The organism is Pontibacter populi, from assembly GCF_040278685.1.
GTDB classification, from domain to species: domain Bacteria; phylum Bacteroidota; class Bacteroidia; order Cytophagales; family Hymenobacteraceae; genus Pontibacter; species Pontibacter populi.
Window position 1 is genome coordinate 155,590 of the sequence record NZ_JBEOKT010000007.1, and the last position, 17,479, is coordinate 173,068.

Annotated in this window: 16 protein-coding genes; 11 read left to right on the forward strand and 5 right to left on the reverse strand. The window is 46.1% G+C overall.

From position 1 onward, the window contains the following. Positions 1 to 114: 114 nt before the first annotated feature. Both ABS362_RS10120 and gnd read left to right on the forward strand, forming a co-directional pair. Entirely contained in the window at positions 115 to 1,650 is a 1,536-nt protein-coding gene (locus ABS362_RS10120; protein ID WP_350412337.1) for a gluconokinase, read from the forward strand. 47 nt (positions 1,651 to 1,697) lie between these two features. Then, positions 1,698 to 2,597, forward strand: a complete 900-nt coding sequence (gnd, locus tag ABS362_RS10125; protein ID WP_350412339.1) for a phosphogluconate dehydrogenase (NAD(+)-dependent, decarboxylating) — start codon at positions 1,698 to 1,700, stop codon at positions 2,595 to 2,597. A gap of 7 nt (positions 2,598 to 2,604) precedes the next feature. Here gnd and ABS362_RS10130 read toward each other — a convergent pair whose 3' ends face one another. The 4 genes from ABS362_RS10130 to ABS362_RS10145 all read right to left on the reverse strand — a co-directional run bounded on the left by ABS362_RS10130 (position 2,605) and on the right by ABS362_RS10145 (position 4,851). Further along, entirely contained in the window at positions 2,605 to 3,273 is a 669-nt protein-coding gene (locus tag ABS362_RS10130) for a hypothetical protein (RefSeq protein ID WP_350412341.1), read from the reverse strand. A gap of 11 nt (positions 3,274 to 3,284) precedes the next feature. Continuing rightward, a complete protein-coding gene (locus ABS362_RS10135; protein ID WP_350412343.1) occupies positions 3,285 to 3,950 on the reverse strand; it encodes a transthyretin-like family protein in 666 nt (221 codons plus the stop codon). 97 nt (positions 3,951 to 4,047) lie between these two features. Further along, positions 4,048 to 4,332, reverse strand: a complete 285-nt coding sequence (locus ABS362_RS10140; protein ID WP_350412345.1) for a GNAT family N-acetyltransferase — start codon at positions 4,330 to 4,332, stop codon at positions 4,048 to 4,050. 72 nt (positions 4,333 to 4,404) lie between these two features. Further along, complete coding sequence (locus tag ABS362_RS10145; protein WP_350412347.1) at positions 4,405 to 4,851, reverse strand: GNAT family N-acetyltransferase; 447 nt, start codon at positions 4,849 to 4,851, stop codon at positions 4,405 to 4,407. A 271-nt stretch (positions 4,852 to 5,122) separates the two neighbouring features. On the opposite strand from ABS362_RS10145, the gene ABS362_RS10150 reads away from it, so the two are divergent. After that, positions 5,123 to 5,374: a hypothetical protein gene (locus ABS362_RS10150; RefSeq protein ID WP_350412349.1), complete on the forward strand. Its 252-nt coding sequence runs from the start codon at positions 5,123 to 5,125 to the stop codon at positions 5,372 to 5,374. Positions 5,375 to 5,698: 324 nt separating this feature from the next. Beyond that, entirely contained in the window at positions 5,699 to 6,133 is a 435-nt protein-coding gene (locus ABS362_RS10155) for a hypothetical protein (protein ID WP_350412351.1), read from the forward strand. Between the two features lie 97 nt (positions 6,134 to 6,230). Here ABS362_RS10155 and ABS362_RS10160 read toward each other — a convergent pair whose 3' ends face one another. After that, positions 6,231 to 8,426 (reverse strand): M3 family metallopeptidase, encoded by a 2,196-nt coding sequence (locus ABS362_RS10160; RefSeq protein ID WP_350412353.1) that lies wholly within the window; start codon positions 8,424 to 8,426, stop codon positions 6,231 to 6,233. Between the two features lie 220 nt (positions 8,427 to 8,646). On the opposite strand from ABS362_RS10160, the gene ABS362_RS10165 reads away from it, so the two are divergent. From ABS362_RS10165 to ABS362_RS10195, 7 genes are all read left to right on the forward strand, one after another. After that, positions 8,647 to 9,681, forward strand: coding sequence for a COX15/CtaA family protein (locus ABS362_RS10165; RefSeq protein ID WP_350412355.1), 1,035 nt, complete (start codon positions 8,647 to 8,649; stop codon positions 9,679 to 9,681). A gap of 155 nt (positions 9,682 to 9,836) precedes the next feature. Then, on the forward strand, positions 9,837 to 10,343 hold the full coding sequence (locus tag ABS362_RS10170; protein WP_350412423.1) for a cupin domain-containing protein: 507 nt from the start codon (positions 9,837 to 9,839) through the stop codon (positions 10,341 to 10,343). A 159-nt stretch (positions 10,344 to 10,502) separates the two neighbouring features. Further along, complete coding sequence (locus ABS362_RS10175) at positions 10,503 to 14,537, forward strand: response regulator (protein ID WP_350412357.1); 4,035 nt, start codon at positions 10,503 to 10,505, stop codon at positions 14,535 to 14,537. Further along, positions 14,527 to 15,357, forward strand: coding sequence for a CheR family methyltransferase (locus tag ABS362_RS10180; RefSeq protein WP_350412359.1), 831 nt, complete (start codon positions 14,527 to 14,529; stop codon positions 15,355 to 15,357). Before ABS362_RS10175 ends, ABS362_RS10180 begins: the two co-directional genes overlap by 11 nt. Continuing rightward, positions 15,357 to 15,929, forward strand: a complete 573-nt coding sequence (locus ABS362_RS10185; protein ID WP_350412361.1) for a chemotaxis protein CheB — start codon at positions 15,357 to 15,359, stop codon at positions 15,927 to 15,929. The genes ABS362_RS10180 and ABS362_RS10185 overlap by 1 nt, the downstream gene beginning before the upstream one ends. After that, positions 15,919 to 17,121 carry a sensor histidine kinase gene (locus ABS362_RS10190; protein ID WP_350412363.1) on the forward strand — a complete coding sequence of 401 codons (1,203 nt, stop codon included), beginning with the start codon at positions 15,919 to 15,921 and terminating at the stop codon, positions 17,119 to 17,121. Before ABS362_RS10185 ends, ABS362_RS10190 begins: the two co-directional genes overlap by 11 nt. A 42-nt stretch (positions 17,122 to 17,163) precedes the next feature. Beyond that, a complete protein-coding gene (locus tag ABS362_RS10195; RefSeq protein ID WP_350412365.1) occupies positions 17,164 to 17,466 on the forward strand; it encodes a hypothetical protein in 303 nt (100 codons plus the stop codon). Positions 17,467 to 17,479 lie beyond the last annotated feature (13 nt).

Below are 17,479 nucleotides of genomic sequence, written 5' to 3' on the forward strand. Positions count from 1 at the left end.
CGTAATATTACGATTATAAAAATAAAAAGTAAAGCAAATCAATAATAATTTTTTTGGAGCTAACGCTAATCAAAAGTATAACTTATAGTTGCAGCTGCGTAGACCAAACTTACCATGCAGCAGGAAACTATAATAGGGGTTGATATTGGAACGACCAGCACCAAGGCAGTTGCTTTTGGAGTGGATGGGAAGTTGCTGTTTCAGTATGCCGTGGAATACCCGATCTATAGTTCGCAACCGGGCTATGCAGAGCAGGACCCGGACATGGTTTTTAAAGCAGTGCTGCAAACTGTGCAAACTATAGTTGGCGAGTTGAGGAAGGCAGGTTATAGTCTGATTGGCATAAGTTTCAGTAGCGCGATGCATAGTTTGATTGCACTTGACGAGCATGACAGCCTGCTTACCAACTGCATTATCTGGGCTGATACGCGCAGCAGATTACAGGCTGAAAAACTGAAACAAAGCGAAATAGGCTATGATATTTACCTGCACACCGGCACGCCAATTCACCCGATGTCGGTGCTGCCGAAGCTTATCTGGCTGCGCGAACAAATGCCAGAATTGTTTGCCAATGCTACGCGGTTTGTAGGCATAAAAGAGTATGTGTGGTACAAGTTGTTCGGGGAGTTTGTGGTTGATCATTCGGTGGCTTCTGCAACAGGGCTTTTCAATATCTTCGACCTCAACTGGCACAATGCTGCTCTTGAAATTGCCGGAGTTTCATTAAATCAATTATCTGAACCTGTACCTGCTACCTACAGCAACTATAACCTTAGTCCAAACTATAGAGAGCAACTCAACCTGCCCGAAAATATTCCTTTTATAGTAGGTGCGAACGACGGCTGCCTGGCGAACTTAGGAGCAAATGCTATGGATGACGGGCATATTACGATTACGATCGGTACAAGCGGAGCCGTGCGAGTAATGGCAAAACAGCCTGCCACTGACAAACAACAGCGCATTTTTAGCTACATTCTTACACCGGAGCATTATGTGCTGGGCGGTGCGGTAAACAACGGGGGAGTAGTGCTGCAATGGTTCCGGGATACCTTTTATAGCTCAGAAACGGCGGTTGCGAAAAACCACGACAAAGATCCTTATGCGCTGCTCTGCAACGAAGCTGCTACGGTACCTGCCGGAGCCAATGGCTTGTTATTTCTGCCTTACCTGTTGGGTGAGCGTGCGCCGGTCTGGGATGCCAGTGCAAGTGCTTGTTTCATAGGGATGCGGCTTGGGCACACACGTGCGCACTTTGTCCGAGCTTTGCTGGAAGGTATCACGTTCAATATCTATAGCGTAGCCAAAGCGCTGGAACAGGTGACCGGACCGGTAACTAAGGTGTATGCAAATGGCGGTTTTTCGAGATCAGAGTTATGGGTGCAGCTATTGGCGGATGTTTTTAACAAAGAAGTACACCTGACGGAGACCTATGAAAGCTCTGCTTTTGGCGCAGCTATAGTTGGGTTGTTGGCTTTAGGTAAGATACAGAAGCTGGAAGATGCCGCTCAACTGGTGACTATCACCAAAACTTACGCTCCCGAACCGGCAAATCACCAGCACTACCAAAAGAACTACAAGATCTTTGAAGAACTGTATCCGAAGTTAAAAGAAACTTTCAGCCAGTTAGATGATCTCCGGAACGAACCATAGCAACACAATGCGAGTAAGATTTATAATTGACTTTAAACTGAAATGACATGCAGATAGGACTGATCGGGTTAGGTAAAATGGGCTACAACCTGGCCTTAAATCTCCGCGACCACCAGCACGAAGTTATAGCTTATGATATTAATCCTGAAACCACAGACAAAGCTACAGCAGAAGGTATAACTCCGGCCTATACCATATCCGAAGTGGCACAGAAACTGACAGGCCGCAAAGCGATCTGGGTTATGGTGCCTGCCGGCGAGCCTGTAGATGCCGTTATAGCACAACTGCTGCCCCACCTGCAACCCAACGATATCATTATAGATGGAGGAAATTCAAACTATAAAGATTCTATAGTTCGGGCAGAAAAGCTAAAAGACCAGCAGATACATTTACTGGATTGCGGCACCAGCGGCGGACTGAGCGGAGCCCGTAACGGAGCCTGTACTATGGTAGGCGGCGATCCGGATGCTTTTGCTTCTGTAGAGCAGATATTTAAAGATATTTCTGTGGAGAAAGGCTATTTATATACCGGTAGATCAGGGAGCGGACATTTTGTAAAGATGGTACACAACGGCGTAGAATATGGCATGATGCAGGCCATTGCCGAAGGTTTTGAAGTGCTGCATAAAAGCGATTTCGGGCTGGACTATAAAGAAGTGGCGCGTGTCTGGAACCATGGCTCGGTGGTGCGTAGCTGGTTGATGGAACTGGTAGAGAATGCATTCAGCAAAGACGCTGATCTGTCGGGTATAAAAGGTATTATGCACTCGTCCGGAGAAGGCAAATGGACCCTGGAAACCGCTTTGGATATGCAGGTGCCGACGCCGGTTATTGCGCTTTCCGTGCTGATGCGGTACCGTTCCTATGAGGCTGATACGTTCTCAGGTAAAGTGGTGGCGGCGTTGCGCAATGAGTTTGGCGGGCATAAAGTAGAGCAGGCAAAGTAAACTATAGTTAGAACCTGAAAGCGCCGAAAATGCCCAGGTTTATAGTTGTCATCGACAGTTTATAGTTGGTTGATCTGCCCTGGGTGTCTGTATACTTAAATTCGGGCCTGGTGGAAAGGATGCCGGTCTCAAAACCCAGTTCAAGCTTATCTAAATTCATAAACATGCCTGTAGCAACGCCATACGCAAAAGCAGTAGCCTTATCGGCAGCTTGGTCTATAGTTCCATAGGTAGTTTCGACGTGTAATGCGGCTGAATGATTGAACGCAGCACCAGCCGATCCTTTTACAAAAAAGTAACCGTCAGTTAAATTGAAACGGTAGGCCGCATCTGCCAGCGTGAACACCGATTGCCATGATCTGCTCTGTTTGCTTAATACCAGTTCATCATTGTCATCCGCAAACTTGTCGAGGTCCATTGGGTTTATGCGCAAGCCTAATGTAGCTCCGCCATATAAATTTCTGCCTACACTCCTTGCGTAACTAACCTGCATCAACGGACCCGAAACAGCAAAAGGTGTATAGGTGTCTTCAAAATCAGAACTCTGAAAATCACCTTTCGGGAACGCGCCTCCAAAATAAACCCTGAACTCAGATGCATGAGCAGAAGAATCTGATTGTGCCGAAGCCGTGAAAGTTATAAAAACCAGCAACAAACCAAGTAGAATTGATTTCATCCGGAGCATCATTAAAAAGTAAGCTGATAGTTTGAGGTTTGGCCCGGAGCCAGGGTTATAACTTTTTCGGTTATAGTTTCAACGCCGCTTTTACGCTTAGTGGTCCGGATAATAAGTGGTTGGTTGGCGGCAACAGGAACAGTATATTTTGTATCTCTCGTAAACCAGGAAATTGCTGGAAGACAGGGGGAGTCATATAAAATTACTGTCTGTAGAAAATCGTCCTGCTGCCGGGCTTGCAGATTGTTTGCCTGTATCTCTATAAATGCTTTCCGGGGAAGTACATAATCAAATATGATAGTTGTGTCCCGTTTCAGGTCGTATGTGTGCAGCAGTGTATTTCCGCCTGAACAGGTAAGGTAGTCGTCGGGGTTAATGTGCGCTTTAACTGTAAAAGAGCCATTATATGAATAGGGGTCAGGCAGTTCATCATCGCGCAGCAAAAAACGAAGCTCAAAATTGCCTTTGTCATCGGTTGTAGTAATAGCTTTCCGGCGACTGATACTGGAAAACATATCACCTTCTCTCCATTGTACTTCCAGTTTTACGCCGGCCAGCGGTTTGTTCCGCGCATCGGTGGTAAGGGTGCCCTTAATTACGGTGCAGGAGCCGGGGCAGTGTTTGCTTACAAAATCGTCGGTTTTGGTGTGGCAACTGCTCAGCAAAAGTGTAAGCATAGCCAGGAGGCATAGCAAAAAAGTTTTCATCTGTAGTGGTTGGAGTAGCATTACAGGTGAAATATAGCCTTTTCTTAATAGTAAATCAAAACTATAGTTAATCCTTCAGCAGGTCCTGATGCTGTTCGTTTTTAGCGATATACTTTGCTACAACCGGGCAGGTGGCGATCACTAACAACCCATTATCGCGGGCATAACACAGGCCTTCTTCAATCAGTTGCTGGGCAATGCCTTTGCCGCGCGCCGATTCAGGAACATACGTATGGGTAAAATCTATCTCTTTTTCTGATGGCTTGGCGTAGGCCAGTTCCGCTTCTTCGTCGCCTTGCAAGGTAACGGTAAACTGCTGGTACTTTTCTTCGTGCACGATCTTTACATCCATAACAAAATAGTTTATAGTTGTAGATTTACGCAACCGCCAGTATTTAGGTAAGCACCAACTATAAAACTATAGTTAAGCCAGTATCATTTTAATATGGTCGATGCCGTCTTCGTCGTACACATCGCTGCTTTGCACAAACCCGAAGCTTTCATAAAACTTTTTGGCGTAGAGTTGCGCTCCGATCTTTATCGGCCCCTCCCCAAAAAGCCTGCGACATTCTTCGATAGAATAAGTTACCAGCTCCTTGCCAACCCCCGTTCCGCGCACCGCCATGCTGGTTACAATGCGGCCAATCGAGATTTCAGGGTAGCTAACACCTTGCGGCACCAGGCGGGAGCACGCAACTATAGTATGGTCCTCATAAAACAAGACATGGTAACACTGCTGGTCCTTGTCGTCCAGGTCCAGGAAAACACAGTTCTGTTCTACCACAAACACATCACTTCGCAAACGCAGCATATCGTACAGTTCGGTATTGGTCAGGTCGTTAAAGTGTTTGCAGATCTTGGTAAGCGCCATTCGGTTATAATTTATAAGAGTGCAAAGGTAAGGCTTTTCGGTTTTAAGGTGACTTTTTAATACCTGAATCTGAATGTAAACTACAGCAATTGCAAACGAAACTATAGAAAGTGGCAAACAAACGATAAACCGGTAACAAAGCCTGTACGGGAGACGCTAAGGCAGTTTTAAAAGTCGCAAACCAGTGCGCAAAGCCTGTTTTGGAGAGATAAACCGGAAACTATAGCTATATAGCACAATAGCTTTTTTGCGACTTACGTATGATAACTATATGACCCTTAGCCAATTTAACACCCATTCATCCGCTGCAAGGCTTGAAATTATCTGGGAGCTCGGAAATTTTCTGGCTTTCCGTGGCAGGCGGGGCTACCGGATCGCGTTGTATAATGTAGGCAGCTTTTTTGCCGAGATCTGGTATAACCCTAAAACGGAGTACATCAGTCTGGTGCGTGGTTTCGAGAGCAAAAGAGCACTGGAGCCTTACCTGACCCAGATCAACCTGGTAGAAATACTCGATCTGTAGCATAATGCCGCTGGGCTATATGTACTCAAAAGGCTTTTATTTTAACTAGGCAGCCCCTAGCTTCACTAGTACTGACTTATCCACTGCTTAACAATTTTCTTCTCAGTTTGCTTATTTAGATCAACTGGTCCAAAAAAACTACGCGTCCATATCAGGCAACTCAACTAAAAAAATTAAAACCTCAGAGTTTTAGACAACTTTTAACGGAAATAGTACTTAATCGCTACAAGGACTGAGAGGCAGCCCGTACAAATTAATTGGGAAATGCTGTTCATTTGTGTGAAAACCTTGCTAATTTGCTGAAGAATAAAGGTCAATGACTCTATGGATGCATCAAAAGACACCAGAGAAGGAAATGAGGTACTGAAAAACGATTTTGTCACTATTCTTTTGACTGACTCAGATATTCTGATAATAAAATGGGAACGGCAAATAGACTTTGACGAGCGTAAGCAGATATTTTTATGGGGCCTACAGTTTTCTGTAGATAACAACGTAAAGAACTGGCTGATCGACGACGAACATATTTACATCATCACATCGCAGGAGCGGGAATGGATAGAGAATGACTGGCCGCCTCTGGCAGCAGAGGCCGGCATCCCAAAAATTGCGGTTTACATACCTGAAGATTTTAGCAGTTCTCAGCTCACTTTAACCGATTTTACTGAACGTGCGCAATCGCATTACGAGCGTATAGGCGTAACACAGCACGAGGTTTTTATAGACTACGCAATAGCCCTTACCTGGCTAAAATCGTAACAGACCTACTATCCGGCCAAACTATAGTTGCCATATAAAAAGCAAAAAGCCCTGCAGACATTTGCTCTGCAGGGCTTTTTCTATAGTTTGGAGTTTGCTATTTCTTCGAGCTTTCAGATGGTACTGGGAAACCACGGTCACGCATCAGGGCATCTATTTTAGCATCTCGGCCACGGAACAATCTGTAAGCCTCGGCTGGATCCATGGAATTGCGCGGGGCAAACAGGTATTTCACCAGCTTGGCAGCCACTTCTTTGTCATAAAATCCGCCCGGTGCTTCTTCAAAAGCTTCGGCAGCATCAGATGTCAACACATCAGCCCACAAATAACCATAGTAACCAGTCGCATAACCCTCGCCAGAGAATACGTGCCCGAAGTGCGGTGTACGGTGACGCATTACAACTTCTTTCGGCATGTTCATGGCAGCCAGTGTCTCGCGCTCAAACTTGTCAGGGTCTAAGCCGTTCGGGTCAGCAAGGTGCAGCTTCATGTCTATTAAAGCAGATGCCAGGTATTCTGTTGTTTCAAAACCCTGGTTAAACGTAGATGCTTTCTTGATCTTGGCTACCAGTTCGGCTGGCATTGGCTTACCCGTCTCGTGGTGCTTCAGGAACTGGTTGATCACTTTGTCAGTAGACAACCAACGCTCCAGTAACTGCGACTGGAATTCGGTATAGTCTCTTACACCGCTGTTAAGTGTAGGGTATTTTACGTTAGATGCCAGGAAGTGCAGCGCATGGCCAAACTCGTGGAAGAACGTGGTCGCATCGTCCCAGGAAACCAGTACAGGCTCTCCTGGTGCAGGCTTCACAAAGTTTGAGTTGTTAGAGGCTAGTACGTTTTTCTTGCCATCGAAAGTAGTGTGAGCACGGTATGTTGTAGCCCATGCGCCAGAGCGCTTACCCTGTCTTGCAAACGGATCCAGATACCAAAGTCCAATGTGTTCGCCGGTAGTCTTGTCAGTTACTTCCCAAACTTTCACATCCTCATGGAACACAGGCACAGTGCCTTCTGCTACCGGAGTAAACTTAAAGTTGAAAAGCTCGCCTGCCGTAAAGAACATCGCCTGTGTCAGGTTGTCCAGCTCCAGGTATTGCTTTACTTCATCCGAGTTCAGGTCATACTTTTGCTTGCGCACTTTCTCGGCATAATAACGGTAATCCCAGGGTGCTATCGTTATCTTGGTTTTGCTGGTAGTGTTGGCTAATTTCTGCATATCGGCCACTTCTTCTTTCACGCGGGCAATAGCAGAAGGCCATACAGCATTCATTAAGGCCATTGCATTTTCAGGGTTCTTCGCCATACGGTTCTGCAGGCGCCATTCAGCATAGTTGTCGTAGCCCATCAGCTTCACGCGTTCGTTACGCAGCTTCAGTATCTTGGCAATATTGGCATTGTTGTCTTTGTCATCACCATTATCGCCTCGCGAGTAGTAAGTGTTCCATACTTTCTCACGAAGGGCACGCTCATCCGAATAGGTCAGGAACTGGTCCATAGACGAACGGGTGTTCAGCACCGCATATTTGCCTTCCTGCCCGCGATCAGCAGCAGCTTTGGCAGCCGATTTTACAAACGACTCCGGCAAACCGCTCAGCTGGTCTTTGGTAAGGTAAGTAACATAGTTCTCTTCGTCGGCTAGGGTGTTGTTACCAAAGGCTGTGTAAAGCGACGAAAGTTCTTTGTTGATCTCAGCATAACGCTTTTTTGCTTCCGGGCTCAGGTTGGCACCTTCCATGGCAAAGTTCTCATATACCAATTGCACCACGCGCTGCTGATCGGCTGGCAACGGGTTTTTCTGAGAATTTTCGTAAACCGTTTTTATGCGCTGGAAAAGCTTTTCGTTCTGAGATATTTTAGAGCTGAACTCCGATATCTTGGGCGCCATTTCGGCCTGTATCGCTCTGAACTCTGGAGTCGATACGTTGCTGCTCCAAATACCATAGTATGTAAACGCTCTGTTCAGTTCTTCGCCGGCGCGCTCCATCGCTTCGATCGTGTTCTCGAACGTAGCAGGAGCGGGGTTGTTGGCAATTGCTTCTATATCAGCCAGGTTAAGGGCCATCCCTCTTTCCAGGGCCGGCTTCAGGTCTGCCAGGTTCATCTTATCGAAGGCTGGTACGCCACTATAAGGTCCTGTCCATTCGGTCAGTAACAGATTGGTTTCTGCTTTCTTTTGCTCTGTAGCAGTTGGGGTTTGCTGCGATTGCTGCGTAGTAGTAGAGGTGCAGCTTGCAAAGGCAAGTACAGCCGCCAGACCGGTTACCTGCCCGGTTCTCAATATTTTGTTAGCCATATAAATTAGAAAGTAAGTGTAGTTAAGCACCCGCAGGTACTCTGTATTTCAGCACAAGTTACAAAAAACGTGCAGAATTGTTTATGCATCAACCTGGTTGTGTACTGGCAATCTATAAGCTTGGGCTAAGATCAGCGCTCTCTTAAAATATTGCAGGAATGACTTATATCATATGTGAAGGAGAAATTATTGTACACCTTTACCTGATTTATAGATACATATGCAACAGACAAAATATAATCCGGCTATCGTTTGGTGGCTGATGAGCGGCGTATTCCTGATACTGGCCATGGTGGTGATCGGGGGCATTACCCGGTTAACTGGTTCAGGGCTATCTATAGTTGAGTGGAACGTTATATCGGGTACGCTGCCGCCGCTAAATGAACAAGCCTGGCTGGTGGCTTTTGAGAAATACAAGCAGTTTCCTGAGTTTCAGAAGCTAAACTATAGCATGAACCTGGCGGGCTTTAAAAATATTTTCTGGTGGGAGTATCTTCACCGCCTGCTGGGGCGTGTCATAGGCTTGGTTTTTATAGTTCCGTTCCTTTATTTCTTTGCAAAAAAACAACTCCCGGCGTGGCTGTTCAAAAGGCTATTATTTATCCTGTTGCTGGGTATGGCGCAAGGGCTAATGGGCTGGATTATGGTGAAAAGTGGCCTGAGTGAGAACCCGCATGTTAGCCACTATCGCCTGGCTGCGCACCTGTTACTGGCCCTGGCTTTAATAGGTGTTATCCTCTGGACCATAGCTGATCTGACAATGGCCAAACGGCGTTATGTTCCCGGAAACCTGGTTATAGTTTCTAAAGTTGTGTTAGCGGCTATACTTATACAAATTGTACTGGGAGCGTTTGTAGCCGGACTTAAAGCTGGTTTTTCATTCAACACTTATCCACTGATGGAAGGGGAGTTTTTCCCAGGTTACCTGGCAGGTGAGCTTACATTATTCAACTTCCTGGATAATGGCGTTACCGTACAGTTCATACACCGGTGGGTAGCTATAGTTGTACTTCTCATTGTAGCCTGGTTCTGGTTTCGCAGCAAAGCCGTAAAACTGAATGACACATCGAAACAGCTTACAAAACTATTGTTCATTACTTTTCTGGTACAAACGGGCCTGGGCATAGCTACGCTGGTTTTAGCGGTGCCGGTATCGTTAGGGGTGCTGCACCAGGTAGTAGCTGTCGTCCTGTTTGCGGTTGCAGTGCTGCTGGTTCATCAGTTGTCTGGCAAGCCAGTTTTGGAGAAGGTTTGATTTAAGATTGACGTAACATACTTATTGTTTATTTTTGTAGTCGCTGTATAAATTTATTATAAGAATTTTGCAGTAACATTTCTTGGGTATCACAGTATTCATATATTTCTAAGTTAATAACTATGGATACGCGCGAGATTAATTATACAGACTTCATGGTGTCGGAAGAAGAGGATAAGATAAAAGTATTTAGCAAAATAGAGCAAGAGCTTAAGGATAAAGGTTTTACCATAGATAAAGAAGACCAGACACGCCCGTGGGGTGGATTTTTTGTTATTGATGAAAGCCAGGCGCAGCGCTTTGCTGATACGTACTTCGACGGCATGTCTGTAGATGACCTGAAAATTTCCGGTAAACTAAGCCCTAAAATACTGGTAGTAGCCCCCGACAAAAGATTATCCTGGCAGTACCATCACCGTAGAGCCGAGATCTGGAAGGTGACACAGGGTACTGTAGGTGTGGTTACCAGCGATACCGACGAAGAAGGAGAGCGCAAAGTGCTTAATGCCGGCGACCTGATAAAACTACAGAAAGGCGAACGCCACCGCTTGGTAGGCCTCAGCGACTGGGGCGTGCTGGCGGAGATCTGGCAACATACCGATGCATCAAACCCATCAGACGAAGATGATATTGTAAGAGTGCAGGACGATTTTGGCAGATAGTTTCATTTGCTGATTTCTTTTTAAACAGAGGCTGCTATCATTTAGCGGCCTCTGTCTGTTTATACTTCCGCCACAAAGTGTGTTATTTGAAATGTTTTGCGTGCATTTTTATAATTTGCATGTCCGTTGATCCTTTGAGCCTGAATTTAACCACCCTAGATGAATATTATAAGAAATTTAAAGATCAGAGATAAGCTGTTATTGCTGCTTTCCCTGTTGTTATTTCCGCTTATATACTTTGTAGTTTCTACTGTCAGCGTCGAGATAGAAGAGAATGAGCAACTGAAACAGGAAGCAGTACAGTTAGAAGAGTCTGAAAAAATATCAGCGCTGATCCATGCTTTTCAGAAAGAGCGTGCGCGTATTCTGGCAGCGGCCGGAGGAAATAATACCTTCCTGGTTGAAGCGAAATCACAACGGCGGTTAACAGATGCGGCAGAACGTGAGTTAAAAGAGTTTCTCATAGCTTCCGGGTTAACGCTGCCCGAGCTTTCTAAATTGGATGAGATCAGAAAATACCGTGACGACCTGGATAAGAACAAGTTGGATGTTGCAGATTTCAGGCAATATTCTACCAGCCTGATCTTTGACTTCCTGAACAGGATGGATGCGAATGCAACAGGTATCAGCAACGTAGAGATCGGAAAGCAACTGACAAGTTTCAGGAACCTGGCAGAGACCAAGATACAACTAGCCAGGATTAGGAGCTTGGTGATAATGGCTATTCAGGATGAAGAGTTTTCGATCAAGAGCTACGCACAGCTTAATAGCCAATACGATTTTTATAATTCGGCATTAGAGAGTTTTATAAGGTATGCGGATGTTGCGTCTTTAACGGATGTGCAAAATATCCTGGCCTCTGAGAACTATAAGAAAATGGCCGGTATACTTCAGGCAATAGAGAATGAGCCTGCTACTGATATGTCGGCTTATGATCAAACAACTACCTTTAACTTATTTACACAAAGTATAGAAGACTATAGAGTAGCAGAAAAGCAGCTTATTAACAGGATCGGGAAGCAAGTGAAGGAAGAGATAAGCCGGAAAGAGCAAACCCTGACGCTGCTGATAGTTGGGATGATTTGTATACTTGCGCTTACAGGTTTCCTTTCCATCTACATAATTAACCTTATTTCCACCTCCCTATCCAAGCTTAAGACCGCTGCAGACCGCATTAAACTGGGGGCTACTAATGTAACAATTGATATTGATAGCAAGGATGAGATCGGGAGCGTGGCTTCGTCTTTCCAGGGTGTGCTGAATAAAACGGTTTCGCTGTCGCAGGTGGCGCAGGCTATCGGGCAGGGCAGGTACGATGTGGAAGTGGCGGTGCAGAGTGATGAGGATGTGCTGAGCTATGCCATCAAAGACATGAAGGATAACCTACAATCTTTCACGACAGAAAATGCCAACCGTAACTGGGTACTGACAGGTGTAGCTGAACTGAGCAACCTCATGGGCGGGGAGGACTCCCTGGAAAAAGTGTCATCCCTTGCGCTTTCCTATCTCTGCAACTATACCGATTCGGATGCGGGCGTTCTATACCTGCACAATGATGGAGGTAAACTACAGCCTGTTGCAGGGTATGGCGTGCAGCAGAACAAAGAACAATTGCCATCCTTCGAGATAGGTAATGGGAAAGTAGGGCAGGCCGTTAAGGAAAGAAAAGTAAAAGTGCTGGAACAGGTGCCTGAAGAATATCTTCGCATCCGGACAGGTCTTTCAGACATTGAGCCGGCTACTGTTATCATTTTGCCGCTTTACTTTGGTAATACCATTGTCGGGGCCCTGGAACTTGCTTCCCGTCAGCCTTACAACGAGGTAAAGCGCCGCCTGCTCGACTCTGCTGCAGAGCGTATTTCAGTACTGATCTATACGTTGAAAGCGCACCTGCAAACCCAGGAATTGCTCTACGAAACGCAGAACCAGGCTGAAGAACTGGAAACACAGCAGGAAGAACTCAGACAGCTGAATGCCGAACTGAAAGCATCAGAAGAAGAACTGCGTGTGAACCAGGAAGAACTGCAGGAAAAGAATGCCGAACTGGAGGAGAAAGCACAACTGCTGGAAGAGCAATACGAAGCCCTGAGTGGTAAGAACAAAGCCCTGGAAGATGCCCGTGAAGCCATTGAACTGAAGATACAGCAGGTTGAAACGGTAAGTAAGTATAAAAGTGATTTCCTGGCAAACATGAGCCACGAATTGCGCACGCCGCTTAACAGTATACTTATACTTTCCAGGCTGCTTGCCGATAATACCGAGAACACGTTATCTACAAAACAGATCGACCATGCACAGATCATTCACAAGTCTGGTAACGATCTGCTGAAACTGATCAACGAGATACTGGACCTGTCGAAGATTGAGTCGGGTATGATAAAGCTGGAGACGGACGAAGTGAAACTGGAAGCCCTGTCGATGGAGCCTATGTTCCGCGAAATGGCTGCCAAAAAGAAGATACACTTTAAAGAGACATACACACCGGGCGGTTTTGATACCATTGTTACTGACCGTTTCAGGTTAGAGCAGATCCTGAAGAATTTCATCGGCAATGCTATGAAGTTTACAGAACAGGGTGGGGAAGTGGAGCTGGCGATTTACCCGGTTACCCGCAAGCCTAAATTCAGATCAGAGCAATTACGCGAGCAGACAGACATCGTAGCTTTTGCGGTGCGGGATACAGGTATAGGTATAGCTAAAGAGAAACAGGATGTGGTATTCGAGGCCTTCCAGCAGGCAGATACCTCAACTACACGCAAGTATGGCGGAACCGGCCTTGGCTTAACTATAAGCAAAGAACTGGCAACCTTACTAGGCGGCGAAATTATACTTGAAAGTGAGCCGGGCAAGGGCAGTACCTTTATTTTATACCTGCCAAGAGTGCCACAAACTATAACAGCCAAGCAACCGGAACTAACCAGGAGAGTAGAAGCGACCAGTTTTGCAACACCTAACAGGCAGGAAAGTAAACTGGATGGCCTCAACCAGGTATTCCACAAAATGGAGCAGCAGGGTAAGAAAGATATCTCTGTACTGATCGTGGAAGACGACAAAGGCTTTAGTGATATTTTGGCTGATTTTGCTGCCGCCAAAAACTTTAAAGTACACCAGGCCTATACCGGAAGCGATGGTCTTAAACTGGCCCGCCAAACCAAGCCCGATGCCATGCTGCTCGATATTCAGTTGCCGGATGTAAGTGGCTGGGATGTGCTGCGGCAGGTTAGGGAAGATAAGGAATTGCGTCACATAAACGTGCACGTGATGTCGGCTTACGACAAAGAGGTGATAGGCGAACACGGTAACAACGAAGAATACCTGCCAAAACCGGTAACGTTGGAAATGCTTAACAAAGCTTTTACGACTATCTCTACCACTTCCGGGGCATCTATCGAGAATATCCTGATCGTGGAGGATAACGAGATCGAGAACCGGGCTGTATCTGAGTTGTTGCTGGCGCATGGTCTTAAATCTACGTCGGCTTACTCGGCGGAGGAAGCGGAACAGATACTGGCCAAGCAGAAAGTGGACTGTATTATACTTGACCTCAACCTGCCGGGCATGAAAGGCTACGACTGGATGAAGAAGATCAAATCGCAGACCGGTCTATCTGATATTCCGATCATCATCTATTCGGGCAAAGACCTGAACGAGGAGGAGGAAACTGCCCTGAAAGAGTTTGCCAACACCATCATCATCAAAAACGAATACTCGTACCTGCGCCTGCTGGATGAAGTACAGCTGTTCCTGCACAAGGTAAACCAGAAGTTGCCATCGGGTAAGGAGTTTAAGATGAAGCTGCATGTGCCGGAAGAGGTGCTGCGCGATAAGAAAGTGCTGGTAGTAGACGATGATGTGCGCAATATTTACTCGCTGAGCAGTCTGCTGGAACTGCACGGCATGGAGGTAGTAGTGGCCTACGATGGCAAAGAGGCATTACAGAAACTGGAAGAAGAGAAGGGGATAGACATGGTGCTGATGGATGTGATGATGCCGGAAATGGACGGGATTGAAGCAACAAAACGAATCAGGGCTATCTCTCGTTTTAAGCAGCTGCCAATAATAGCGCTTACCGCAAAAGCCATGAAAGAAGATAAGGAGAAGTGCCTGGAAGCAGGTGCCTCAGATTACATACCAAAACCTGTAGATACCGACAAGTTGCTCACCTTAATGCGGGTTTGGCTGTATGAAGCTTGAGAACGAGGAGCATTTTGAGGAGGATGTAGAGGCACTAATCAAAGATATCCATGCGCAGTACGGGTATGATTTCGGTGGGTATGCCCGCGCATCGGTGTACCGGAGGATCAAACGGTTTCTGTCGCAGAAGCATTTAACATCGATGGAGGCTTTGCGGAAAGAGCTGTTTACGGATAGTTATTTCTTTGAGAATTTCCTGCAGGAGATCACGGTAAATGTTACCGAGATGTTCCGCGACCCGGCTTTCTTCCTGTCTTTGCGTGAGAATGTGTTGCCTATACTTAGTACGTATCCGTTTATTAAGATATGGGATGCGGGCTGCTCTTCCGGGGAGGAGCTTTTCTCGCTGGCTATACTTTTAAAAGAAGAAGGGCTGCTGGACCGGACCAAGATCTACGCGACCGATATAAACCAGAAAGTGCTGAAGCAGGCAAAAGAAGGGATATTTTCAGCAGCGAACATGCCGGCTTATACATCGGGTTACTACGCAGCAGGAGGCAAACAGGAATTCTCGAGCTACTATAGCAGCAACTATGGCAGCGTAAAGTTCGACTCGTCGCTGGTAAAAAATGTGGTCATCTATCCGCACAACCTGGCCACCGATTTCTCTTTTAATGAGTTTCACCTGATCTTGTGCCGCAACGTGCTGATATATTTTAACCGTGAGTTGCAGGAACGGGTGTTCAGGCTTTTTGATGAAAGTATGGTGAGCTTAGGCTACCTGGCGCTCGGTAAAAAAGAGACCCTGGCTATGTCGGAGATTAGCAGCAACTATAACTTTGTGGACAGGAATAACCGGATTTACCGCAAAAGCAACTGATGGAAACGTCATCCAAAGTCATCGTAATGGGAGGCTCCTGGGGCGGAATACAGGCTTCGGTAACTATACTGAAGGCGCTGCCGGCAAACTATAGCATACCCATTATACTGGTGTTGCACCGGTTACGGAACTATGACGGCAACCTGCAGGAAGTGTTTAAGCATAAAATAGCACTGAAAGCGGTAGAGGTAGAGGAGAAGGAAATGCTTTTGCTGGGCCACGTGTACCTGGCGCCATCCAACTACCATGTGCTGCTGGAAAAAGACCATACGTTCTCGCTGGATGACTCGGAACTTGAGAATTATTCGCGGCCTTCTATAGATGTTACCTTTACAAGCGCTGCTGATGTTTATGCCCATAACACAGTAGGTATACTATTAAGTGGTGCCAGTAAAGACGGAAGTTCGGGATTAAAGCATATCTTTGAGAAACAAGGTACTACCATTGTGCAGGACCCTGACGAGGCTGAAATTGAAACCATGCCTTTAGCAGCTATCGAGCTTATACCCGGTTGCACTGTCATGAAGTTAGATCAAATACAAGCATTTTTACTTTCCTTACATGATCACTGATCAACATCTTACACCTCTGGAATTAGAATCTGGCTTGTATCAGGTAAAGATCCTGTTAGTGGATGACAGGGCGGAAAACCTGGTTAGCCTGGAAAGTTTACTTTCTAAGGAAGATGAACATATCACGTATCTTTTTGCCAATTCCGGCGAAGAGGCCCTGAAGATTGCGTTGCAGGAAGAGCTTGCCCTGATATTGCTGGATGTGCAGATGCCCGGCATGAATGGCTACGAAGTAGCACGTTACCTACGCGATATTTCTAAAACCAGGGATATTCCGATCATATTTGTGACGGCTATAAACGAGCAGGATGCGCACGTAATTGAAGGCTTTGAGGCTGGTGCCGTAGATTTCCTTTTCAAACCATTGCACCCGTTCATTACCAAAGCCAAGGTATCTACTTTCGTTAAATTCTACCTGCAGAAGAAAGAGCTGGAGAAAGTAAATAAGCTTACCCTGGAGATAAACCAGGAACTGGAAGAGCGCGTGAAAGAGCGCACCAAAGAGCTTACCCGTGTAAATAAAGACCTCGATAACTTTGTCTATACCGCGTCGCACGACCTGAAAGCACCTATCAATAACATAGAAGGACTGATGAAGGCGCTGCACGAAACACTGCAGGAAAAAAATCTTGAGTTGTCGGATGTTACGCCTATCCTGAACATGATAGATGACTCGGTGTGCCGCTTTAAAAGCACCTTGCTTGACCTGACAGAAGTTGCCAAAGTGCAGTATGAAGAAGCTACCGAAGAAGACATCGTGCACTTTAAAGAGATACTGGATGATGTAAAGCTCAACATCAAGGACCTGATCAAAAGCTATGAGGCAACTATAGTTGATGATTTCGCACAGGCACCGGAAATGTTATTTTCCAAAAAGAACCTGCGCAGCATCATCTATAACCTGGTCTCTAACTCCATTAAGTATAGCTCCCCGGACCGCAAACCTGAGATAAAGATAATTACCACGCCTACAGAAGGTGGTGTGCTGCTAACCGTGCAGGACAACGGCCTTGGCCTTAAAAAAGAAGACCAGGCTAAAGTATTTGGCATGTTTAAGCGCCTTCACTCGCATGTGGATGGCACAGGAGTAGGGCTGGCTATAGTTAAGCGTATTGTAGAGAACTGCGATGGGCATATAGAATTTGAAAGCGAACTGGGCAAAGGCTCCATTTTCCGCATTTATTTAAAGTAGACACTCCAACTATAGTTGCCAGGTGCTGCCATTTTAGTTGCTATGAACTCCGTAAAACTTAGCGCTTACTACAAGCTTTATGCGTTCCCGGATTACCAGAGTATGCAGTCGGGGAGGCGGTATTTACAGCGTGTGGTATTGGCAAAAGCGCTTGCCGAAGTACAGGAGAAAGAAGTGCGCACCTATTTGCAACGCAACAACCCGGGCGGGTATATAAATTACCTCCAGCCGATGCACAACCACCCATCCTACTTTTCCGCAGACAGGTCTTTTATTTCGGCACTGCAGTTACTTTACAAAAGCAACGGCTACTCTGCCCGGTACATCGTGATAGAGCGGGTATAAGTTGTTAAATTAT

Bases quoted from the DNA above. Each gene is read 5' to 3' on its own strand.
- ABS362_RS10120 (WP_350412337.1), top strand. From the start codon at position 115: ATGCAGCAGGAAACTATAATAGGGGTTGATATTGGAACGACCAGCACC.
- gnd (WP_350412339.1), top strand. From the start codon at position 1,698: ATGCAGATAGGACTGATCGGGTTAGGTAAAATGGGCTACAACCTGGCC.
- ABS362_RS10130 (WP_350412341.1), bottom strand. From the start codon at position 3,273: ATGAAATCAATTCTACTTGGTTTGTTGCTGGTTTTTATAACTTTCACG.
- ABS362_RS10135 (WP_350412343.1), bottom strand. From the start codon at position 3,950: ATGCTTACACTTTTGCTGAGCAGTTGCCACACCAAAACCGACGATTTT.
- ABS362_RS10140 (WP_350412345.1), bottom strand. From the start codon at position 4,332: ATGGATGTAAAGATCGTGCACGAAGAAAAGTACCAGCAGTTTACCGTT.
- ABS362_RS10145 (WP_350412347.1), bottom strand. From the start codon at position 4,851: ATGGCGCTTACCAAGATCTGCAAACACTTTAACGACCTGACCAATACC.
- ABS362_RS10150 (WP_350412349.1), top strand. From the start codon at position 5,123: ATGACCCTTAGCCAATTTAACACCCATTCATCCGCTGCAAGGCTTGAA.
- ABS362_RS10155 (WP_350412351.1), top strand. From the start codon at position 5,699: ATGGATGCATCAAAAGACACCAGAGAAGGAAATGAGGTACTGAAAAAC.
- ABS362_RS10160 (WP_350412353.1), bottom strand. From the start codon at position 8,426: ATGGCTAACAAAATATTGAGAACCGGGCAGGTAACCGGTCTGGCGGCT.
- ABS362_RS10165 (WP_350412355.1), top strand. From the start codon at position 8,647: ATGCAACAGACAAAATATAATCCGGCTATCGTTTGGTGGCTGATGAGC.
- ABS362_RS10170 (WP_350412423.1), top strand. From the start codon at position 9,837: ATGGTGTCGGAAGAAGAGGATAAGATAAAAGTATTTAGCAAAATAGAG.
- ABS362_RS10175 (WP_350412357.1), top strand. From the start codon at position 10,503: ATGAATATTATAAGAAATTTAAAGATCAGAGATAAGCTGTTATTGCTG.
- ABS362_RS10180 (WP_350412359.1), top strand. From the start codon at position 14,527: ATGAAGCTTGAGAACGAGGAGCATTTTGAGGAGGATGTAGAGGCACTA.
- ABS362_RS10185 (WP_350412361.1), top strand. From the start codon at position 15,357: ATGGAAACGTCATCCAAAGTCATCGTAATGGGAGGCTCCTGGGGCGGA.
- ABS362_RS10190 (WP_350412363.1), top strand. From the start codon at position 15,919: ATGATCACTGATCAACATCTTACACCTCTGGAATTAGAATCTGGCTTG.
- ABS362_RS10195 (WP_350412365.1), top strand. From the start codon at position 17,164: ATGAACTCCGTAAAACTTAGCGCTTACTACAAGCTTTATGCGTTCCCG.